This window comes from Polyangium sp. y55x31 (assembly GCF_029946505.1).
Taxonomy (GTDB): domain Bacteria; phylum Myxococcota_A; class Polyangia; order Polyangiales; family Polyangiaceae; genus Polyangium.
Genome location: NZ_JARZHG010000003.1, coordinates 24,150 through 39,792, shown reverse-complemented (window position 1 = coordinate 39,792; position 15,643 = coordinate 24,150). Strand labels below are relative to the sequence as shown.

Annotated in this window: 15 protein-coding genes; 12 read left to right on the top strand and 3 right to left on the bottom strand. The window is 69.3% G+C overall.

Going from position 1 to position 15,643, the window contains the following annotated elements:
- Window positions 1-19 precede the first annotated feature (19 nt).
- The 6 genes from QHF84_RS06670 to QHF84_RS06645 all read left to right on the top strand — a co-directional run bounded on the left by QHF84_RS06670 (window position 20) and on the right by QHF84_RS06645 (window position 8,529).
- A complete protein-coding gene (locus tag QHF84_RS06670) occupies window positions 20-1,999 on the top strand; it encodes a radical SAM protein (RefSeq protein ID WP_281312342.1) in 1,980 nt (659 codons plus the stop codon).
- Window positions 1,996-3,024 (top strand): hypothetical protein, encoded by a 1,029-nt coding sequence (locus QHF84_RS06665; protein ID WP_281312341.1) that lies wholly within the window; start codon window positions 1,996-1,998, stop codon window positions 3,022-3,024. The genes QHF84_RS06670 and QHF84_RS06665 overlap by 4 nt, the downstream gene beginning before the upstream one ends.
- 145 nt (window positions 3,025-3,169) lie before the next feature.
- Window positions 3,170-4,876, top strand: a complete 1,707-nt coding sequence (locus QHF84_RS06660; protein ID WP_281312340.1) for an SGNH/GDSL hydrolase family protein — start codon at window positions 3,170-3,172, stop codon at window positions 4,874-4,876.
- The gene (locus tag QHF84_RS06655) at window positions 4,873-7,077 is read left to right on the top strand and encodes an SxtJ family membrane protein (RefSeq protein WP_281312339.1); all 2,205 of its coding nucleotides are present in this window, start codon (window positions 4,873-4,875) and stop codon (window positions 7,075-7,077) included. The genes QHF84_RS06660 and QHF84_RS06655 overlap by 4 nt, the downstream gene beginning before the upstream one ends.
- Before the next feature lie 2 nt (window positions 7,078-7,079).
- Window positions 7,080-7,310, top strand: a complete 231-nt coding sequence (locus tag QHF84_RS06650) for a DUF5989 family protein (protein ID WP_281312338.1) — start codon at window positions 7,080-7,082, stop codon at window positions 7,308-7,310.
- A 70-nt stretch (window positions 7,311-7,380) separates the two neighbouring features.
- Window positions 7,381-8,529, top strand: coding sequence for a radical SAM protein (locus QHF84_RS06645; protein WP_281312337.1), 1,149 nt, complete (start codon window positions 7,381-7,383; stop codon window positions 8,527-8,529).
- Between the two features lie 23 nt (window positions 8,530-8,552).
- Here the strand turns inward: QHF84_RS06645 and QHF84_RS06640 are convergent, their stop codons facing one another.
- Window positions 8,553-9,305, bottom strand: coding sequence for a hypothetical protein (locus QHF84_RS06640; RefSeq protein WP_281312336.1), 753 nt, complete (start codon window positions 9,303-9,305; stop codon window positions 8,553-8,555).
- A gap of 148 nt (window positions 9,306-9,453) precedes the next feature.
- Here QHF84_RS06640 and QHF84_RS06635 point away from each other — a divergent pair, with 148 nt between their 5' ends.
- The 6 genes from QHF84_RS06635 (at window position 9,454) to QHF84_RS06610 (ending at window position 14,159) form a co-directional block, all read left to right on the top strand.
- Complete coding sequence (locus tag QHF84_RS06635) at window positions 9,454-10,668, top strand: hypothetical protein (protein ID WP_281312335.1); 1,215 nt, start codon at window positions 9,454-9,456, stop codon at window positions 10,666-10,668.
- 44 nt (window positions 10,669-10,712) lie between these two features.
- Window positions 10,713-11,333, top strand: coding sequence for an MXAN_6652 family MXYO-CTERM-anchored protein (locus QHF84_RS06630; RefSeq protein WP_281312334.1), 621 nt, complete (start codon window positions 10,713-10,715; stop codon window positions 11,331-11,333).
- Window positions 11,334-11,540: 207 nt separating this feature from the next.
- Window positions 11,541-12,371, top strand: a complete 831-nt coding sequence (locus QHF84_RS06625; RefSeq protein ID WP_281312333.1) for a sulfite exporter TauE/SafE family protein — start codon at window positions 11,541-11,543, stop codon at window positions 12,369-12,371.
- The gene (locus QHF84_RS06620; protein WP_281312332.1) at window positions 12,368-12,781 is read left to right on the top strand and encodes a DUF1634 domain-containing protein; all 414 of its coding nucleotides are present in this window, start codon (window positions 12,368-12,370) and stop codon (window positions 12,779-12,781) included. Before QHF84_RS06625 ends, QHF84_RS06620 begins: the two co-directional genes overlap by 4 nt.
- A 102-nt stretch (window positions 12,782-12,883) precedes the next feature.
- Window positions 12,884-13,441: a sigma-70 family RNA polymerase sigma factor gene (locus QHF84_RS06615; RefSeq protein ID WP_281312331.1), complete on the top strand. Its 558-nt coding sequence runs from the start codon at window positions 12,884-12,886 to the stop codon at window positions 13,439-13,441.
- 94 nt (window positions 13,442-13,535) lie between these two features.
- Window positions 13,536-14,159, top strand: coding sequence for a DUF417 family protein (locus QHF84_RS06610; RefSeq protein WP_281312330.1), 624 nt, complete (start codon window positions 13,536-13,538; stop codon window positions 14,157-14,159).
- Here QHF84_RS06610 and QHF84_RS06605 read toward each other — a convergent pair.
- Together QHF84_RS06605 and QHF84_RS06600 are read right to left on the bottom strand one after the other, a co-directional pair.
- Window positions 14,119-14,787, bottom strand: a complete 669-nt coding sequence (locus tag QHF84_RS06605) for an acetoacetate decarboxylase family protein (protein ID WP_281312329.1) — start codon at window positions 14,785-14,787, stop codon at window positions 14,119-14,121. The genes QHF84_RS06610 and QHF84_RS06605 overlap by 41 nt on opposite strands.
- A gap of 117 nt (window positions 14,788-14,904) precedes the next feature.
- Window positions 14,905-15,363 (bottom strand): nuclear transport factor 2 family protein, encoded by a 459-nt coding sequence (locus tag QHF84_RS06600; RefSeq protein ID WP_281312328.1) that lies wholly within the window; start codon window positions 15,361-15,363, stop codon window positions 14,905-14,907.
- Between the last annotated feature and the right edge of the window lie 280 nt (window positions 15,364-15,643).

Genomic DNA, 15,643 nt, shown 5'->3' with positions numbered 1-15,643 from the left:
CTCGATCCGGGACACCAGATTGACCGCCACCGTACCTCGCCCGCGCGACGTGCTCTTCGTGCTTCCGCCGGATTTCTCGGCCCCGAAGGCGCACCTCGCCTTTCGTTTTCCGCCGCTCGGTCCCGCGGTCGTCGCGGCGAGCATGAGCTCGCTCGGGCTCGTGGGGCGCGCGGTCGATCTCGCCCTCGATCTCTTCAAGGCGCCGCTCGACCTCGAGGTCGCGCCGCTCGTGGCATCGGCGCTCGTCGAGCGGCACCTCGCGGGCGAACGCGACGCGCGCATCGACGCCGTGATGGACCGGATCTTCGAGCGCCTCGACGAACCCGGCCGGGCTGCGGACCTCGTCGCGGTCTCCATCGACCGCGGCAGCCAGGTGCCCTTCGTCGCGGTCCTCACGTGCGAGATGAAGCGCCGCTGGGGAAAGCGGATCATCGTGGGCGGCGTCGCCGTCGAGCACCTCCGCGCCCTCCTCGAAAAGAGCGGCGCGATCGGCCCCGACATCGTCACGAATGCCAGCACGCCCGCGCAGATCCGCCGCGTCTTCGCCGCGCTCTTGGACCTGCCGGAGCATCGGCGCGGAGGTCCCCTCGAACCGAACGCGGAGATTGTCGAACTCGTGCGAGGCGGCATGCGCAAGGCCCCCTCTGCCGCGGATTGGCCCGCGCCCGATTTCTCGATTTACGACCTCGACCTTTATCGCCGCGACGTCGTCCGCGCCGAAGGGGACACCTACCCGGCTTATCGCGGCGAGCTCGGCGCGTCGCTCGTCCTGCCGTATTTCTTCGCATTCGAATGCCAGTTCTCCTGCGCATTCTGCCAGACGGGCGGCACGCAGGAGCACAAGCCGATCGACCTCGTGGTGCGGGAGCTCGCGGAGCTCTCGGAGCGCTGGCAGACGCGCGAGTTTCTCTTCTTCGACGCACAGGTGAACCTGCTCGCGCCGGATCTCTCGCGCGCCCTGCTCGCGGCGCGCCTCGATCTGCGCTGGTCCGACTCGTACCGCGTGCGCCCCTCGGAGCCGGGGGATCTCGAGCTCATGGCGCGCGCGGGCTGCGCAGGCCTGACGATCGGCGTGGAGTCGGCCTCGGCGCGGGTGCTGAAGGCGATGGTCAAAGGGCACCGACCCGAGCAGGCGACGCAGTTGGTCCAAGAGGCGCACCGCCACGAGATCATGGTCCGCGTGAACGTGCTCTCCTGCTTCCCCGGCGAGACGCGCGCGGAGCTCGAGGAGACGTGCGACTGGGTCCGGCAAAACGCCTCCGCCATCGACGATCTCGCGCCCTCTGCCTTCTACCTCACGGCCGACTCGCCGATCGGCAGGAAGCCGGAGCGGTACGGCGTCCGCGTCCGGGGTCCGCGCTCGCTCGAAGGGGAAGCGCGCTTCCGCAAGTCGCCCGATTCGCTCATGTACGACGAGATCGGCGGCCTGACCTGGGAGGAGCGCGCGCCGATGCTCGAGGAGAGCGAGATCATGCTGCGGAGCGCCTGGCTCGAAGGACGCGCTTCGCTCGACGGGCTCGGCGGATTCTCCCCGTCGGCCATGCTCGGGCTCCGCCGCCATTTTGCGACGAAGGCCGAGATCTACTCGTTCCTGGGCCACTGCCGCGGCGGCGCGCGCCGCGTCGAAGAAGAGGCGCGCGCCCCGGAGACGAGCGCGGAAGCCATCCCCTCGATCCTGCGCTCGTCGTTGCCCAGGCTGCTCGCGCCCCGCTGGGCCGACGCTGCCATGGCCCGCGCGTTCGCCGCGGCTTTCCGAGCGGCGGCGCCCTCGCTCGCGGCGCGCCTGCGCGAGGGCGACACCGCGCACGTCGTGCTCTGGTCCGACGGTCGATTCCTGTTTTTCCGCGGGGCCGTGCGCCGCGGGAGCGACGATCGGGCGCGCTCGTTCACCGTCGAAGAGCCCCTCGGCGCGCCTCCCCCCGAGGGGATCACGCAGGGGTCCTCCTTCGAGGTCCTCACCTTCCGGCTCGATCCGCGGAGGCCCAGGGCGGCGCCATGAGCGGTTTCGTGTTCTTCCGCGAAAAGCAGCTCGCGCTCCGGATCGCCGCGGCATTGCCGTTCCACAAGACCGTGGCCGGCTCCGTTCGGGCCGTGCTCGCCGAGGAGATCCGGCGCTCGGGCTCCCTCGACGAGGTGCAGCTCTACTTCGAGAACCCCTGCGCCCAGGCTTGCGAGTTCTGCGAGGAGCCTCGGCGCAGGGTCCGGTTTCCCAGCCGGCACCTCGCGTCGCTGCTCCTCCGCTCGCAGGAGCTCGGCCTCGACCTCGTCGGCTCCGGCGCGCTCGCGGCGCTCGTCGACGCGCTCGTGGACCTGGACCCGAAGGTGCCGCTCACGATCACCGGACATGACTGGACGCGCCACCCGCGCCGCCCGGAGATCCTCGCCGCGCTCGAACGCCGCCCGGACGCGCGCCTCCGGCTCCAGGGGCCCTCGCTCGGCTTCTCCTCGCCCGAGCTCACGCGCCGCGTCGCGGCCTTGCCTGGGCTCGAGTGGATCGCGACCACCCTGCAATCGAGTGATGCGGCGGAGCACGACGCCATGGTCGGCGCCCCGGGCGCCCACGCGGAGCTGCTCGCGGCGCTCGACAACCTGAAGGCCGCGCGTGTCCCCATCCTGCTCACGGTGGTGCTCAGCCGGCGCGCGCTCCGCACGCTGCCCGAGACCTTGTCGTTCCTGTCTGCGCGCGGGCATTCGGTATCGCTCCAGGCGTTCATCCCGGACGAGGCCATGGGCCCCGCGTTCGACGTGCTCGCCCCGCTCGACGAACTCCGCCGCGCCCTCGAGCGGGCCCCGCGCGAGGCCCTTGGCGCCGTCCATTCGCTCGTCGGCGTCCCCCCGTGCGCGGCGCCCGCGCCGCTCCGCCGGAAGATCGCCCCGGCCCATCGAATGAGGGGGCGCGAAGGAGCGAGGTTCGGAGCGGCCTGCGGGACGTGCGCCGCGCGTGGGCGTTGCTCGGGCGTACCCTCCAGTTACCTCGTGGCGCTCGGGGCGCGGGGGATGGAGCCGCTCGCGTCGACCGATTGACTCGATCTTCGAGCGAACGTCGACGCGCGAGCGGCTGCTCGGCGCGGTGGCGCCGCACCCGCGGCCGGGGAAACCGGGTCGACGAAGACGGGAACTTTCATCGGGCCTCGGCCCCGCTGTGCTAGTCTGCCTCGCCAAGCGCCCCATGCTCAGGCTCCTGGTCCCGTGCATCGTCGTCCTGCTCCTGCCGCGCGTGGCGGGCGCGGTCGAGACCGGGGGCGCGGCGCGTGGGACGTGCGCACCGCCCGTGGAGGCCTGGGTCACCGCCTGCGCCGACGCCGAGCACCTCGATCTCGGGGCATTGGAGTGTTTCCCCGACCGGGTGATCGTGGAGGCCAAAGGCGACGCTGCGCTCCGGTTCGACATCGCGCGCGACGGGAGCCGCTCCTTTCGGCGCGTAGGCCAGGCCGGGTTATCCCCGCTGGGCCAGTTCCCCGACTGGGGCGCGGAGCCGGAGCCGCGCCGGCGCGCCCTCGACGCCCTTGCTGCGTGCCTCGCGCGGAACGCAACCTTCCTCGAATCCCCCGCGCTCGCCGCCCCGGAGAAACCTCCCGCGGCGGCGCCGCCTCCCGAGGTGCCGCATTCGGAGGTGCAGCCTTCGGGGTTCGCGGGACGCACCGTGGCCGCGTGGCCCTCGCTGCTCGTGACCGCCCTTGCCGCCGCGGCGCTCGGGCTCGTCGGGGGATCGCTCTGGCAAAGGCGGCGCGGCTCCGCTCGGACGGTCCCGAAAAACGACGACGCCAAAGACCAGCGCTTTCAGGCCTCTCCGATATCCGTGATCCTGCTGCTCTGCAGCGTCGCGGTGGTCGAGGCCTGGGCCATTCACGCGGCGGATCCGGATTTCTTCTTTCCGGACCCATTCCATTACCTCGTCGCGGGGGCGGCGCTCCTCTTCATCCTTGCCGGGTTTGTCCGCTGGCCCCAGGTCCGCCGCGGGCTCGTCACGCTGGCGATCGCCGCGCCGCTCGTGATCCTGGCCATGGAATGGCGGCTCTCGGCAGTGGACGTGAACAACCGGCACATCGCCCCGTCGAGCGATGGCCTGCTGCGTTATACGTACCGGCCCGGCTTCCCGATCGAAGAATCCGAGGGCGAGCGAATCGTGGTCACCGAGGATGGGTTGTGGGATGTGCCACACGTCATCCCCAAGCCTCCCGGCGTGCTCCGTGTGGTGGTGCTCGGAGACTCGGTCCCCAATGACCCCAGCATCCCTTTTCGGCGTCGCTTCCCCCGGCAACTCGAGGCGCTCCTCGCCGAGAAGGCGCCCGCAGGGCAAAAGGTCGAGGTCCTCAACGTCTCCTGCGAGGGGTTCAATACCCTGCAAGAGGTGCGTCTCCTCGAAAGCGTCGGCCTGCGGTACGAGCCCGACCTCGTCGTGCTCGCGTACGTGCTGAACGACCCATTCTTGCAAAATGGCGGGTACCGGCGCATCGGGAACAGCTTCTTCGCGTTCCATTTCGCCAACATCACGGTACGCCGGAAATGCCCCCTCTTCGAGGAGATGCACGCGGGCTACACGTTCGACCTCGTCGTGCGCTCCTCGCTCTCGCGCCTCCGCTTGCTCGCCGACAAACACCACTTCCAGGTCCTCGTCGCGCCCCTGCCGCTGGTGGAGCCCTTCGACGATCCGAGCTGCCTCTCCGTCTACGACAAGGTCATCGCGGCGGCGCGCGAGCAGGGCTTCTCGGCCGGGCGCGTGGTCGACGCATTCCAGGGCGAAGATCACCGGGCGTTCCTCAAGCCCCAGGACGCCCTCGACATCACCCACCCGAACGCCCAGGGGCACGATCGAATGGCGCGCCGGCTCGCCGAGCTCGCCGCACCGCTGGTCCTCGGACGGGCGACGCCGTGAGCACGCGGATCCTGGGCATTTCGGCCTTCTATCACGACGCCTCGGCGGCCCTCGTGATCGACGGCGAGCTCGTCGCCGCGGCCCAGGAAGAGCGGTTTTCCCGCCTGAAAAACGACGACGCATTCCCCCGAAGGGCCGTCTCCGCCTGCCTTGCCGAGGCAGGGATCGGGATCGAGGACCTCGATTACGTGGCGTTCTACGAGAAGCCGCTCCTCAAGCTCGATCGGATCCTCGAAACGCACCTCTCGTGCGCCCCGTTCACCTTTCCCCAGTTCCGGCGCGGCTTGCCCACCTGGCTCGGGCGCAAGCTGTTCTTGCCCCGCGCGCTTGCAAGCGGCCTCGACGGCCGCTACCGGCGCGCCTTCGTGTTCACCGACCACCACGAGGCCCACGCGGCCGCGGCGTTTTTCCCCTCTCCCTTCGAGGAGGCCGCGATCCTCACGGTGGATGGCGTGGGCGAGTGGTCCACGACGACCCTCGGGTTTGGCCGAAAAAACCGGATCGAGCTCTCCCACGAGCTCCGCTTCCCTCATTCCCTCGGGCTGCTCTACTCCGCCTTCACCCAGTGGGCGGGCTTCGAGGTGAACACGGGCGAATACATGTTGATGGGGCTCGCCCCTTATGGCGAGCCCCGCTACGAGGCGCTCATCCGCGAGCGAATGATCGATCTCAAGCCCGACGGGTCGTTTCGCCTCGAAATGCATTATTTCGACTGGCTCGGCGGATCGACCATGATCTCGTCCGCGTTCGAGCGGCTCTTCGGGGCCCCGGCCCGCGCGCCCGGCGCGCCGATCGAGCAGGTTCACAAGGACGTCGCCGCCTCGATCCAGCGCGTCACCGAGGACATCCTCTTGCGCCTCGCACGTACGGTCGCCGGGAAAACAGGCGCGAAGCATCTCTGCCTGGGCGGCGGCTGCGCGCTGAACTCGGTGGCCGTGGGGCGCATCCAGCGAGAAGGCCCCTTCGAGCGGGTCTGGGTGCAGCCCGCCGCGGGCGACGCTGGGAGCGCCGCGGGCGTCGCGCTCTTCGTGTGGCACCACCTCCTCGACAAACCTCGCGAGGCGCGCGCAGGGGACGCGCAACGCGCCTCGCTGCTCGGCCCGGCCCACGACACGGCCTCGATCCGCAAAGCGCTCGCGGGGCGTGGGCTCTGCGCGCACGAGCTCGACGAGGAGGCGCTCGGCAGGCGCGTGGCCGAGGCGCTCGACGAGGGGCGCGTCATGGGCTTCTTCCAGGGGAGGATGGAGTTCGGCCCCCGCGCGCTCGGCAGCCGCTCCATCCTGGCCGACCCGCGTGTCGCTGGCATGAAGGACACGATCAACCGGAAGATCAAGTTCCGGGAGGGGTTCCGTCCTTTCGCGCCCTCGGTGCTCTCCGAGGACGCGCACCAGTTCTTCGACGTCGCGCCGGGGGAAGAGCTGCCGTACATGACGCACGTGGTGCCGGTGCGAGAGCAGGCAGCGACGGCCCTGCCGGCCGTCACCCACGTCGACGGCTCAGCGCGCATCCAGACCGTGGACGAGGCGCGCCACGGCCTTTATTACCGCCTGATCCAGGCCTTTCGCGCGCGCACGGGTTGCCCCGTGCTGCTCAACACCTCGTTCAACGTTCGCGGCGAGCCGATCGTGTGTTCGCCGGAGGACGCGCTGCGCTGCTTCGCGCGGACAGACCTCGACGGCCTCGTGATCGAGCACTTCTTGCTGCTGCGCGACGAGCAGCCCCCCGACGCGATGGCGGCGCTCGCTGCGTCGGGCCCCCCGGCGAAGCGGGCCTCGCCCATCCTCGATCACATCCTCCGCCCCGAGGACGCCCATCCTTCGCGACGGACGTTGATGCAATTCGGGCTCTTGCTCCTCGTCCTCGCGATGGTCTCCGGCGGTGTGGCCTGGCGAGGCTCCGGCGACCGCAAGGACCTCGCGGCGGGCGCTCTCGCGGGCGCGGCGCTTTTCGCGTGCGCCTTCGTCCCCGGGCTCGGCCGCGCGATGTACCGCGCGTGGATGGCGCTCGGCGCGCTGCTCGGCGTCGTGGTCGGTCCGATCGTGCTCGGCGCCGTCTACCTCGTGATCTTCGCGCCGATCTCCCTCGTACGCTCCCTCCTCGGCCGCGATCCGCTCGGCCTCCGCTTCGACCGGAACGCCGAGTCGTACCTCTCCGACAAGAGCACGCACCGCGATCTGCGGCGTTACCTGAGGTTGTACTGATCATGCCCGAGACCTCTCCGCCGGAAAACAAGGACGAACCCGTCCACGCGCCGCCCTCGTTCGAGGAGGCCGCGCGGACGACACGCCAGTCCACGCTGCGAGACGCCCTCGCCTACCTGCGCGAGACCCGCAAGCTCTGGCTTTCCCCCGTGCTCGTGATCCTCCTGATCCTCGGGCTCGTGCTCGCGCTCTCGGGCACGGTGCTCTCGCCGCTCATCTACACGCTCTTCTGAACCGCTCGCCCTCTGCTTTTCCGCGGGGCGCGATTGCAGAACCGCGGCCGGCGCCGCTAGCATTCCGCGGGTGAGCGATGGCCCTCCCCTTCGCAGGCTCGACCAGATCGTCGGCGAGTTGCTCGCGCCGCTGCTACATGCCCGCCCCGTGCCCGGCGGCTTTCGCCTGGCTGGATGGGACGTCGAGCAGGGCGTCTGCGTCGTGCTCGCCCGCGGCGACGAGTGGGTGCTGGTGGAGTTCGAGAACCGCGACGACACGCGCGACTGCTACGCGCGGACGTCGCGCTTCAACGTATGCGCACGGCACCAGTTCGAGCCCGACAAGCCGCTGAGCGCGTTGGCACATCGCGCGGTCGGGCAGCTCGTCGAGCTGGTGCGCCGGCGTGAAGGCGCGTTGCCCGTCCTTCCACGTCCGGCGCCGGAGCGCGGGAGCGAGGTGCGCGAGGTGCGCGTCGAGCGCGCGCTGGTGCAGCAGGGGCCGGGCCATTACTACCTCAACCCGTACGTCGGCTGCATGATCGGCTGCGAGTTCTGCTACGTCGCCGATCGCGCCGACCTGTCGCGCGAGCTCGAAGGCCGCGCGCGGCTGCCGTGGGGGCGTTATGTCGACGTCAAGATCAACCTGCCCGAGGTGCTCGCGCGCGAGGTCGCGATGCTGCCGCCGGGGCTGGTTCGCATGAGCCCGATCGTGACGGATCCCTACCAGCCGCTGGAGAAGAAGTACCGCATCACGAGACGCTGTCTCGAGGCGCTGGTCGATACGGGCTTCACGCCCGGGGTGCTCACGCGCGCCGCGCGCATCCAGGAAGACGCCCCGCTGCTCGGGCGCTTTCGTCGGGTGCTCGTGGGCCTCTCGATCCCGACCGACGACGACACGGTCCGGCAGCATTTCGAGCCTGGCGGGGACCCCATCGAAGAACGGTTCGCGGCGCTGGAAGCGTGCCATCGCGCGGGGTGCGTCACGGTCGCCGTGGTACAGCCGGTGCTGCCGATGGACCCCGAGCGGCTCGCCGCGCGCCTCGCGCCGCTGGTGCGCGCCGTGCGAATCGACCGGATGTACGACGGCCATCGCGTGCGCCACCTGTACGAAGCGGCCGGCCGGCTCGACGCGGCGACCGAGGCGTTCTACCAGCAGACCGCGGGAGAGCTGCGGGCCGCGCTCGAAGCGCGCGGCGTTCGCATCGACCCGCTCGACGACGTGAGCGCGTTGATGGATTGAGCGGCCGCGCGCTCGGGCGAAGGTCACTGGGGGGCGTGGGCGCCGGGGCGAGGGGGCGACGGGCGGGAACGGCATCTCCCGCCTTCCAGGGCGCACGTGTAGGGCGGCGCTTCGATGCGCGGCGGCACGCTCCAGGGCGGGCAGACGACGCCCGGCGGCAGGACCCGCGCCGCCTCGCAGCGATCACCGACGGTGCACACGTTTTTCACCGTGGCCAGCTCGCCGCGCGGAACCTGCTCGCCCTCCGCGACGAACCACCCGTCCTGCGCGTTCCCGGTCACGAGGGCGCAGCCGGCCCACGCGTCGCAGAGCATTGCGGGTAGGCATTGCTGCTCGACCGGTACACGTATGGGCTGTCCGTCCGGGCCCGTCGCCGTCGCCTCGCAGAGGCCGTCGCGGCAGACGGCGCGCGTGGGCCCCTCCGGGCACGCGAGCGGCGGGCACGTCGGAGGCGGGTGGGCCGCGCAGTACCGCTGCAGATCCGCGTGCCAGCCGCGCGTGCCAGGCGTCGTCCCGCAAGCCGGGCAGCACGCGTACGCGCCCGCCGCGTCCACCCGCGCCACGGCGCAGTCGTCGTCGCGCTTGCAGGCGCGCTCGACAGCGGGCGGCGCTCCCGCGTCGGCCGCGCCGGGCGTGGGAGGCGCTGAATCGGCCTGCGCGGCTGGTCGAGCGGTCGCCGCGGAATCGGTGGTGTGCGTGTCGGCGCGCCGATCGGGCGCGTGGCAGGCCCCTAGCAGCAAGCCTGTGCTGACGATCAGGGCGCGGGAGCGGAGCATTACGTTCTTCCCGTAGCATACCCGAACACCACGGCGAAAAGCGCGCCTCCCCTCCCCCGATGGCGAGCTGCTTGACATGACGTACGAACCTTCTAGTATTGAAAATGATAATGAAAATTGCTTTCATTTAGGCAGAGAGGTCCCCCCGATGAAGAACGTGGTCCCCCTAACTTCCTTGCAACTTGCCGCCGGCATCGCCCTGGCCCTGTTCACCGGCTGTTCCGGCTCGGACGAGCAAAACGGCGACGACAACGGGCCGCTCTACGCCATCACCACGCAGCTCCTCGCCGGCGATCCGGTGGACAGCTACGTCATCGTGACAAACCAGGCGGAGCAGACGGCGTCGCTCTCCCTCGACAACGCCATCCAGGTGTCCGGCCGAGCACTCGGCGTGGGCATCCCCAAGTCCGGCTCGCTCCATGTCGTGAGCGACGTGAGCGCGACGGTGACCCGCTACACGCTGAGCGGCTCGGGGAAGCTCGAGCCGACGGGCACCGTGAGCTTCGACGGCCTGGGGGTGACGTCCCTCGGCGAGTACCAGGCCAACTTCCAGTTCGTCTCCGAGACCAAGGCCTACTTCTTCGATGGGGCCACCGCTCAGGTCGTCATCTGGAACCCCGAGGAGATGACGGTCACGGGCCACATCCCGCTCGACGAGCTGGTCATCCCGGATACGGTCCTGGCCTTCTCGGGCGCGGCCATTCGCCTCGAAGATCAGGTCCTCATGCCCGTGGGTTGGCGTCCCGTCTCGGGCGTCGGCATCACCCCCAAGGCGGGCGTGGTGGCCATCGATACGGCGACCGATGTGGCCACCATCGCGACGGACGACCGGTGCGGATACACGCATGACGCCGCCGTCGGCGCCGACGGCAAGGTGTACATCGCGACGGAGGCGTATGGCGCGGCGGTGCGCCGCGTGGTCGGCGAGGACGCGCCTGCGCCGTGCCTGCTCAGGTTCGATCCCCAGACACACGCCTTTGATCCCGGCTTCCACCGGACGCTCGAGGAGCTCGTGGGTGGTGGCACCGCGGGCACGCTCGTTCCAGGCCCTCCGGGGACGGCGTACGTGCGCGTGCTCGACGAGACCATCGCCCCGGTCCTCGAAGGCACCCATCCCCGCACCATCGCGAGCGGGACGGGCTGGCAGTGGTGGGAGCTGTCGCTCGACACGCTGACCGCGACGCGGAAGGACAGCTTCCCGGCGACCTCGGGCAGCGTCTTTCTCTTCGAGTCGCAGAACCACACCCTCTACACCGAATTCGGCGCGGGCGCCGCCTCCACCACCCTGCGAATGCTGGAGGACAATGGCAAGCCCACGGTGACCACGCAGGGACTCTCGTTCTCCTTCCTCCAGCTTCGCTAGCGCGGCGGCCATCGCACCGTGCCTCACTCCTCCTGGGAGGTTCCATGCATCGTCTGTTCCGTGTCGCAGGTTTGGTCGCCGTTTCTGCGTTGTGGTCGTCTCCTGCTCTCGCCACCAGCACGGGCATCGCTGGCCAGTCCGGCAAGAATGGGGCGACGTGCGTCACGTGTCACAAGGGTGGAGCGCTTGCGACCGTGGAGTTCGAGGGCCCCACGACCCTGGAGCCGGGGGCCACGGGCCAATACAGCTTCGTCATCCGGGGGGGCGCCGCAAAGACGGGAGGGCTCGACATCGCCGTGGACGGCGCGGAAGCCAGCCTCGAAACCGGCAGCAGCGGCATGAAGAAGGTCGGGGCCGAATTGACGCATTCGGCCCCGCAGCCCTTCGACGCCGAGGAGCTGCGCTTCGACTTCTCGCTCGTCGCGCCCGCGGCCGACGTGACGCTCACGCTCTTCGGGGCCGGCAATTCCTCCAATGCGGACCTCGTCCCCGAGGGGGACAAGGCTGCGGCCACCAAAATGACCGTGACGGTGGGCAAGGGTTCGCCCGTTCCAGAGGGTGAAGGCGAGGAGGACAGCGGCGGCGGATGCGGTTCGGCGGGGAGCGCGCCCGTGTGGGGCCTCGTGATGGTACGCCTGGCGTCATTCCGACGTCGCCAGCGCTGAGGTTTTCCTGGCGCGGGGCGGGTTTGTCCTGCGCCCGAAGTGCCTGCGCGGACGGGACCGCTCGAGACGGCCCGCCGGCAGATCCTCGTCGCTGGCACGTGCTGTGCGCGGCCATGCGGGCGTGAGCGTTGCGCGCAGTCCTCAGGCGCGCGGGCACGGCCCGGCTCGGCCGGCGCCCTCCTGGCCCGTGCTGATCGAGAGGCGCCCATGACGTCGCCTGCGACGCTCTTCGCCGTCTCGGTGGTCGCGGGCTTCGTCGGGGCCATGAGCGGCATGGGCGGCGGCGTCGTCCTGGTCCCGACGCTGACGTTCCTCGGCCTGGACATCAAGCACGCCATCGCGCTCAGCATCGTGTCGGTGATCGCCACCTCGAGCGGCTCGGCCTCGGCCTACGTGCGCGACCGCATCACGAACCTGAAGGTCGGCATGTTCCTGGAGATGTTCACCATCCTGGGCGCGCTGGCGGGAGCGGCAATCACCCTGGTCTCCGGCCAGCGGTATCTCCTCATCGCGTTCGGGGTCGTCCTCCTGGCTTCCTGGGTGAGCATGTTCGTGCGGCACCGTGAGGTGTGGCGACCCGTCGCCCATCAGGACGCGCTCTCCCGCTGGCTCGAGCTCTCGGGCAGCTACCACGATCCAGCGATCGGAGAGGAGATCCATTATCGCGCCACGCGGGCGTGGTTGGGAGGACCGCTGATGTTCGTCGCCGGCCTGATCGCCGGCCTGCTCGGCATCGGCGCCGGGGCGCTCAAGGTCCTGATCCACGATCTCGTGATGGGCCTGCCGCCCAAGGTCTCGACCACGACGAGCAACCTCATCATCGGCGTCACCGCGCTCGCCGGCACGAGCGTGTACCTGGCGGCCGGGCTGATCGATCCAGGCCTCACGGCGCCCGTCATCCTCGGCATCGTCCTCGGCGCCTTCCTCGGGACGCGCGTCCTCGTGCGCTTGTCCAACGAGGCGGTGCGGCGCCTGTTCCTCGTCGTTCTCGGGGTGCTGGGGATCGAGATGCTCGTGCGCGGAGTCCTCTCGCCGTGAAGTCGACGCCCACGCGTTCTGCCGATGGGGCGCCTCATGATCCCAGGGCGCCCTTCGACATGGAAGCCCTGCTCGGGAAGGTCTTGCTGCTCGGCGTCCTCGCGAGCCTCGCAATGACGATCGCCGGCCTGGTGTGGCAGGCGATCGCGCCCGAACACGGGGAGTTCGAGCGTACCGTCGCGGGGGTCAACCTCTACCAGTTCATCTTGGAGAGCGTGCGGGCGCTCGCCGCGGGCGAGCTTCGGCCCTCCCTGATGATCGACCTCGGGATCACGATCATGCTCCTGACCCCCTACGCGCGCGTGCTCGCGTCGATGGTGTATTTCGCCTTCGTCGACCGCAACCCGAAGTACACGGTATTCACCGGCTTCGTCCTCGGCGTGCTCACGTACAGCCTATTTCTCCGCTGAGAGAATCACGAACGCGCAACGGTGAGACGGTCTACCCGCGGAGGAACGACGCCGCGGCCTTCCGCCGTGCCCCTCGCCTGCGGCGTGCTACACGAGTGCGTCGTGACCGAGCGAACTGCGCCGCGTGAGTATGGGTTCATCAGCTGGATCACGCGGTTGGTGCGTGAGCATCGGGGTGAGCTCGTCGGCATTGCGCGGAGGGAGGGCCTCACGGGGACCGATGCGCTCGACGCCGCGCAAGCTGCGTTCATCACGTTCTTGCGCGTCACGCACGCGCGCAAGCTGAGTGACGACTTCGAGGAGAGCCGCAGGCTCCTTGCCGTGATCGTCAGGAATGAGGCGCGAAATCGCCGTCGCAAGCATCACCTGTCGCGCGTCCACCTCGGAGATGAAGAGCTGGCCGGGCTCGCCGAGAGCGCGCCGACGGTCGAGGACCTCATCCTCGAGGCCGAGGCGCACGTCGCTGCGTTCGGTTGCATCGAGAAGCTCGCGGAAGTCCAGCAGCGCGTCGTCACGCTCCGCCTCCTCGAGGGCCGCCCGGGGGAGGATGTCGCGGCTTTGCTCGGAATCACCCCCGGCCATGTCGCGGTCCTGCTCCACCGCGCGAAGCTCGAGCTCCGCGCGTGCCTGAGCGAGCCCGACGACGTCGCCGAAAAATGAACCGGCGCGCGTAATTCGTCCCGCGCTCGCGACCTTCGCCCGTGAAGCCCCTCTGCCGACCGTGCGGAGCGGGCACGCACGCAGGAGAAGGGACATGCGCATCGATCTCACGAAGCTCTTTGGCTGGGCCGCGCAGGCGGACCGCGTCGCGATGAACACGCTCCGTGCCGGGCTCGTCATCGTTCTGGTGTGGATCGGCGCGCTCAAGTTCGCAGCCTACGAGGCCGACGGCATCGTCCCGTTCGTCGCGAACAGCCCGTTCATGAGCTTCTTCTACGGTCACCCGGCGCGCGAATACCTGAGCCACATGAACCAGGAGGGCCAGCTCATTGCCGAAAACCGCGCTTGGCACGCGGCGAATCACACGTACGGCTTTGCGATCGGCCTGGGCATCGTCATCGTGGCGCTCGGCGTGCTCGTCGCCGCGCACTGGTGGCGGCCGGCGATCGGAGCCGTCGGAAGCTTCCTCGTCGTGGGGATGTCCTTCGTGACGCTCTCGTTCCTCGTCACGACGCCCGAGGCGTGGGTGCCGAACCTCGGCGACGCCCATCACGGCTTTCCTTATCTGAGCGGACGAGGGCGCCTCGTGATCAAGGACGTCATCATGCTCGGAGCCGCGCTCGTGACGATGGCCGACTCGGCGAAGGCATATCTGGCGCGTGCAGGCGTGGCGGCGCCTACGCCGCCTCCACCCGCGCGATCGGAAAACGCAGCGTGAAATCCGATAGTCGCGCCGCGAAGAGGACCTTGCCCTGCGATACGTCCGGAAATCGCGCCGAATCGACGCGGGCCTCGACGAGACGGGCGAGCTCCACCTTGCAGGAAGCCTCGGGCGCATAATAAAAGGCTCGGTCGTCGTCGATTTGCACGAGGGTACGGAGCGCCTCGGGCATGAGCACACTCGAGGCGGGCAGGCGCAGGCCACGCGGCGCGAACACGAGGTCGGCGAAGACGTGGTCGCCGTCATGGAGGCGCACGCGATCGCCGCCCGCTTCACGGGTCACCTCGAAATCGGCGCGGTCCTTGGGGATTCCCCAGTTCTGCCGGCCGTTCACCACGCTGTCCCAGGAGCTGACGTAGATCTTCGTGATGGACCAGAAAAGCCCCCCGCCGACCCGGAAACGGCTGGGGATGAAGAGCAGCTCGCGATAGGGCCCGACGTCCGAGCTCGTATAATCGACGAACATCAAGACGCCCGTGCGACCCTCGGCCCGCCCCCGGAGCGGCTCCGGCACGAAGCTGCCCTCCTCGATCAGCCGCGGGGGGAGCCGGAGCATGACCACATAAGCGTCTCCGCCGAGTGTCCAAGGGGCGGGAACACGAGGCACATCGGGCGTGGGAGGCATGACCTGGAAAGGAAGCACAGAAAGGATGCCCGCTGTCAAGCTCGGCTTCGTGGTTCCGCGCTCAACGCGCTCGACATACGCGGCGCAATGGCTCGAGGTCGGCGCCGGGCAGGCTCGTCACGGCAGGTCGGAGGGGAACGGCTGGGCCGTGACGGTCGTCCCGGCGCGCATGTAAAGGAGATCGAACCGACGCCGCGTGAACCGGAATCCGGTCGCCGTCCGCACGTAATCATCGCTGTAGACGCCGCCCACATAGGTGTCGACGCCCTCTTTCACGCCGAACTCGCTCAGGTACCAGCGCCCCGTGGCCCGGTGGGGGTGCGTGTCCGACACGAGCTCGACGGTGCCGGAGTGGACCGCCTGAACGATACCGCTCCAGAGGCTCAGGATGTCGGTCAGGAACGTGATGATGTTATCGCGACCGACGATGTGCTGGAACCCGGTGATGTCGAGCACCGCGTCCGGCGTGAAGAGGTGGTGCATTTCATTCATCGCCTTGCGGTTCACGAGATCAGCGAACCTGGCGACGAGATCGTGGATTTCGAGCCTTTGCTTGATCTGGCCGTTTCCTGACATGGATCACCTCATGACATCGATGTTGACATCAATCCCGCGTCGCCGACGCGCATGACAACCCGCGCGGTCATGCGCCATCCAAAACGGGGTCGGCGCGCACGAGATATCAATAGAATAGCACCGTCCGTGGCGCACGCAGGGCATTGATTCCGTGGCCCGGACATTGTTTGACCTAGATTCGGTTTCACCGGAAGTGGCGCACCGCGGCATTCTCTGCGTCGCCGAAATCGTTGTCTTCCATGGGCCGCCCGAACACGAAAGTTCGGAACAAGTCGGCGTT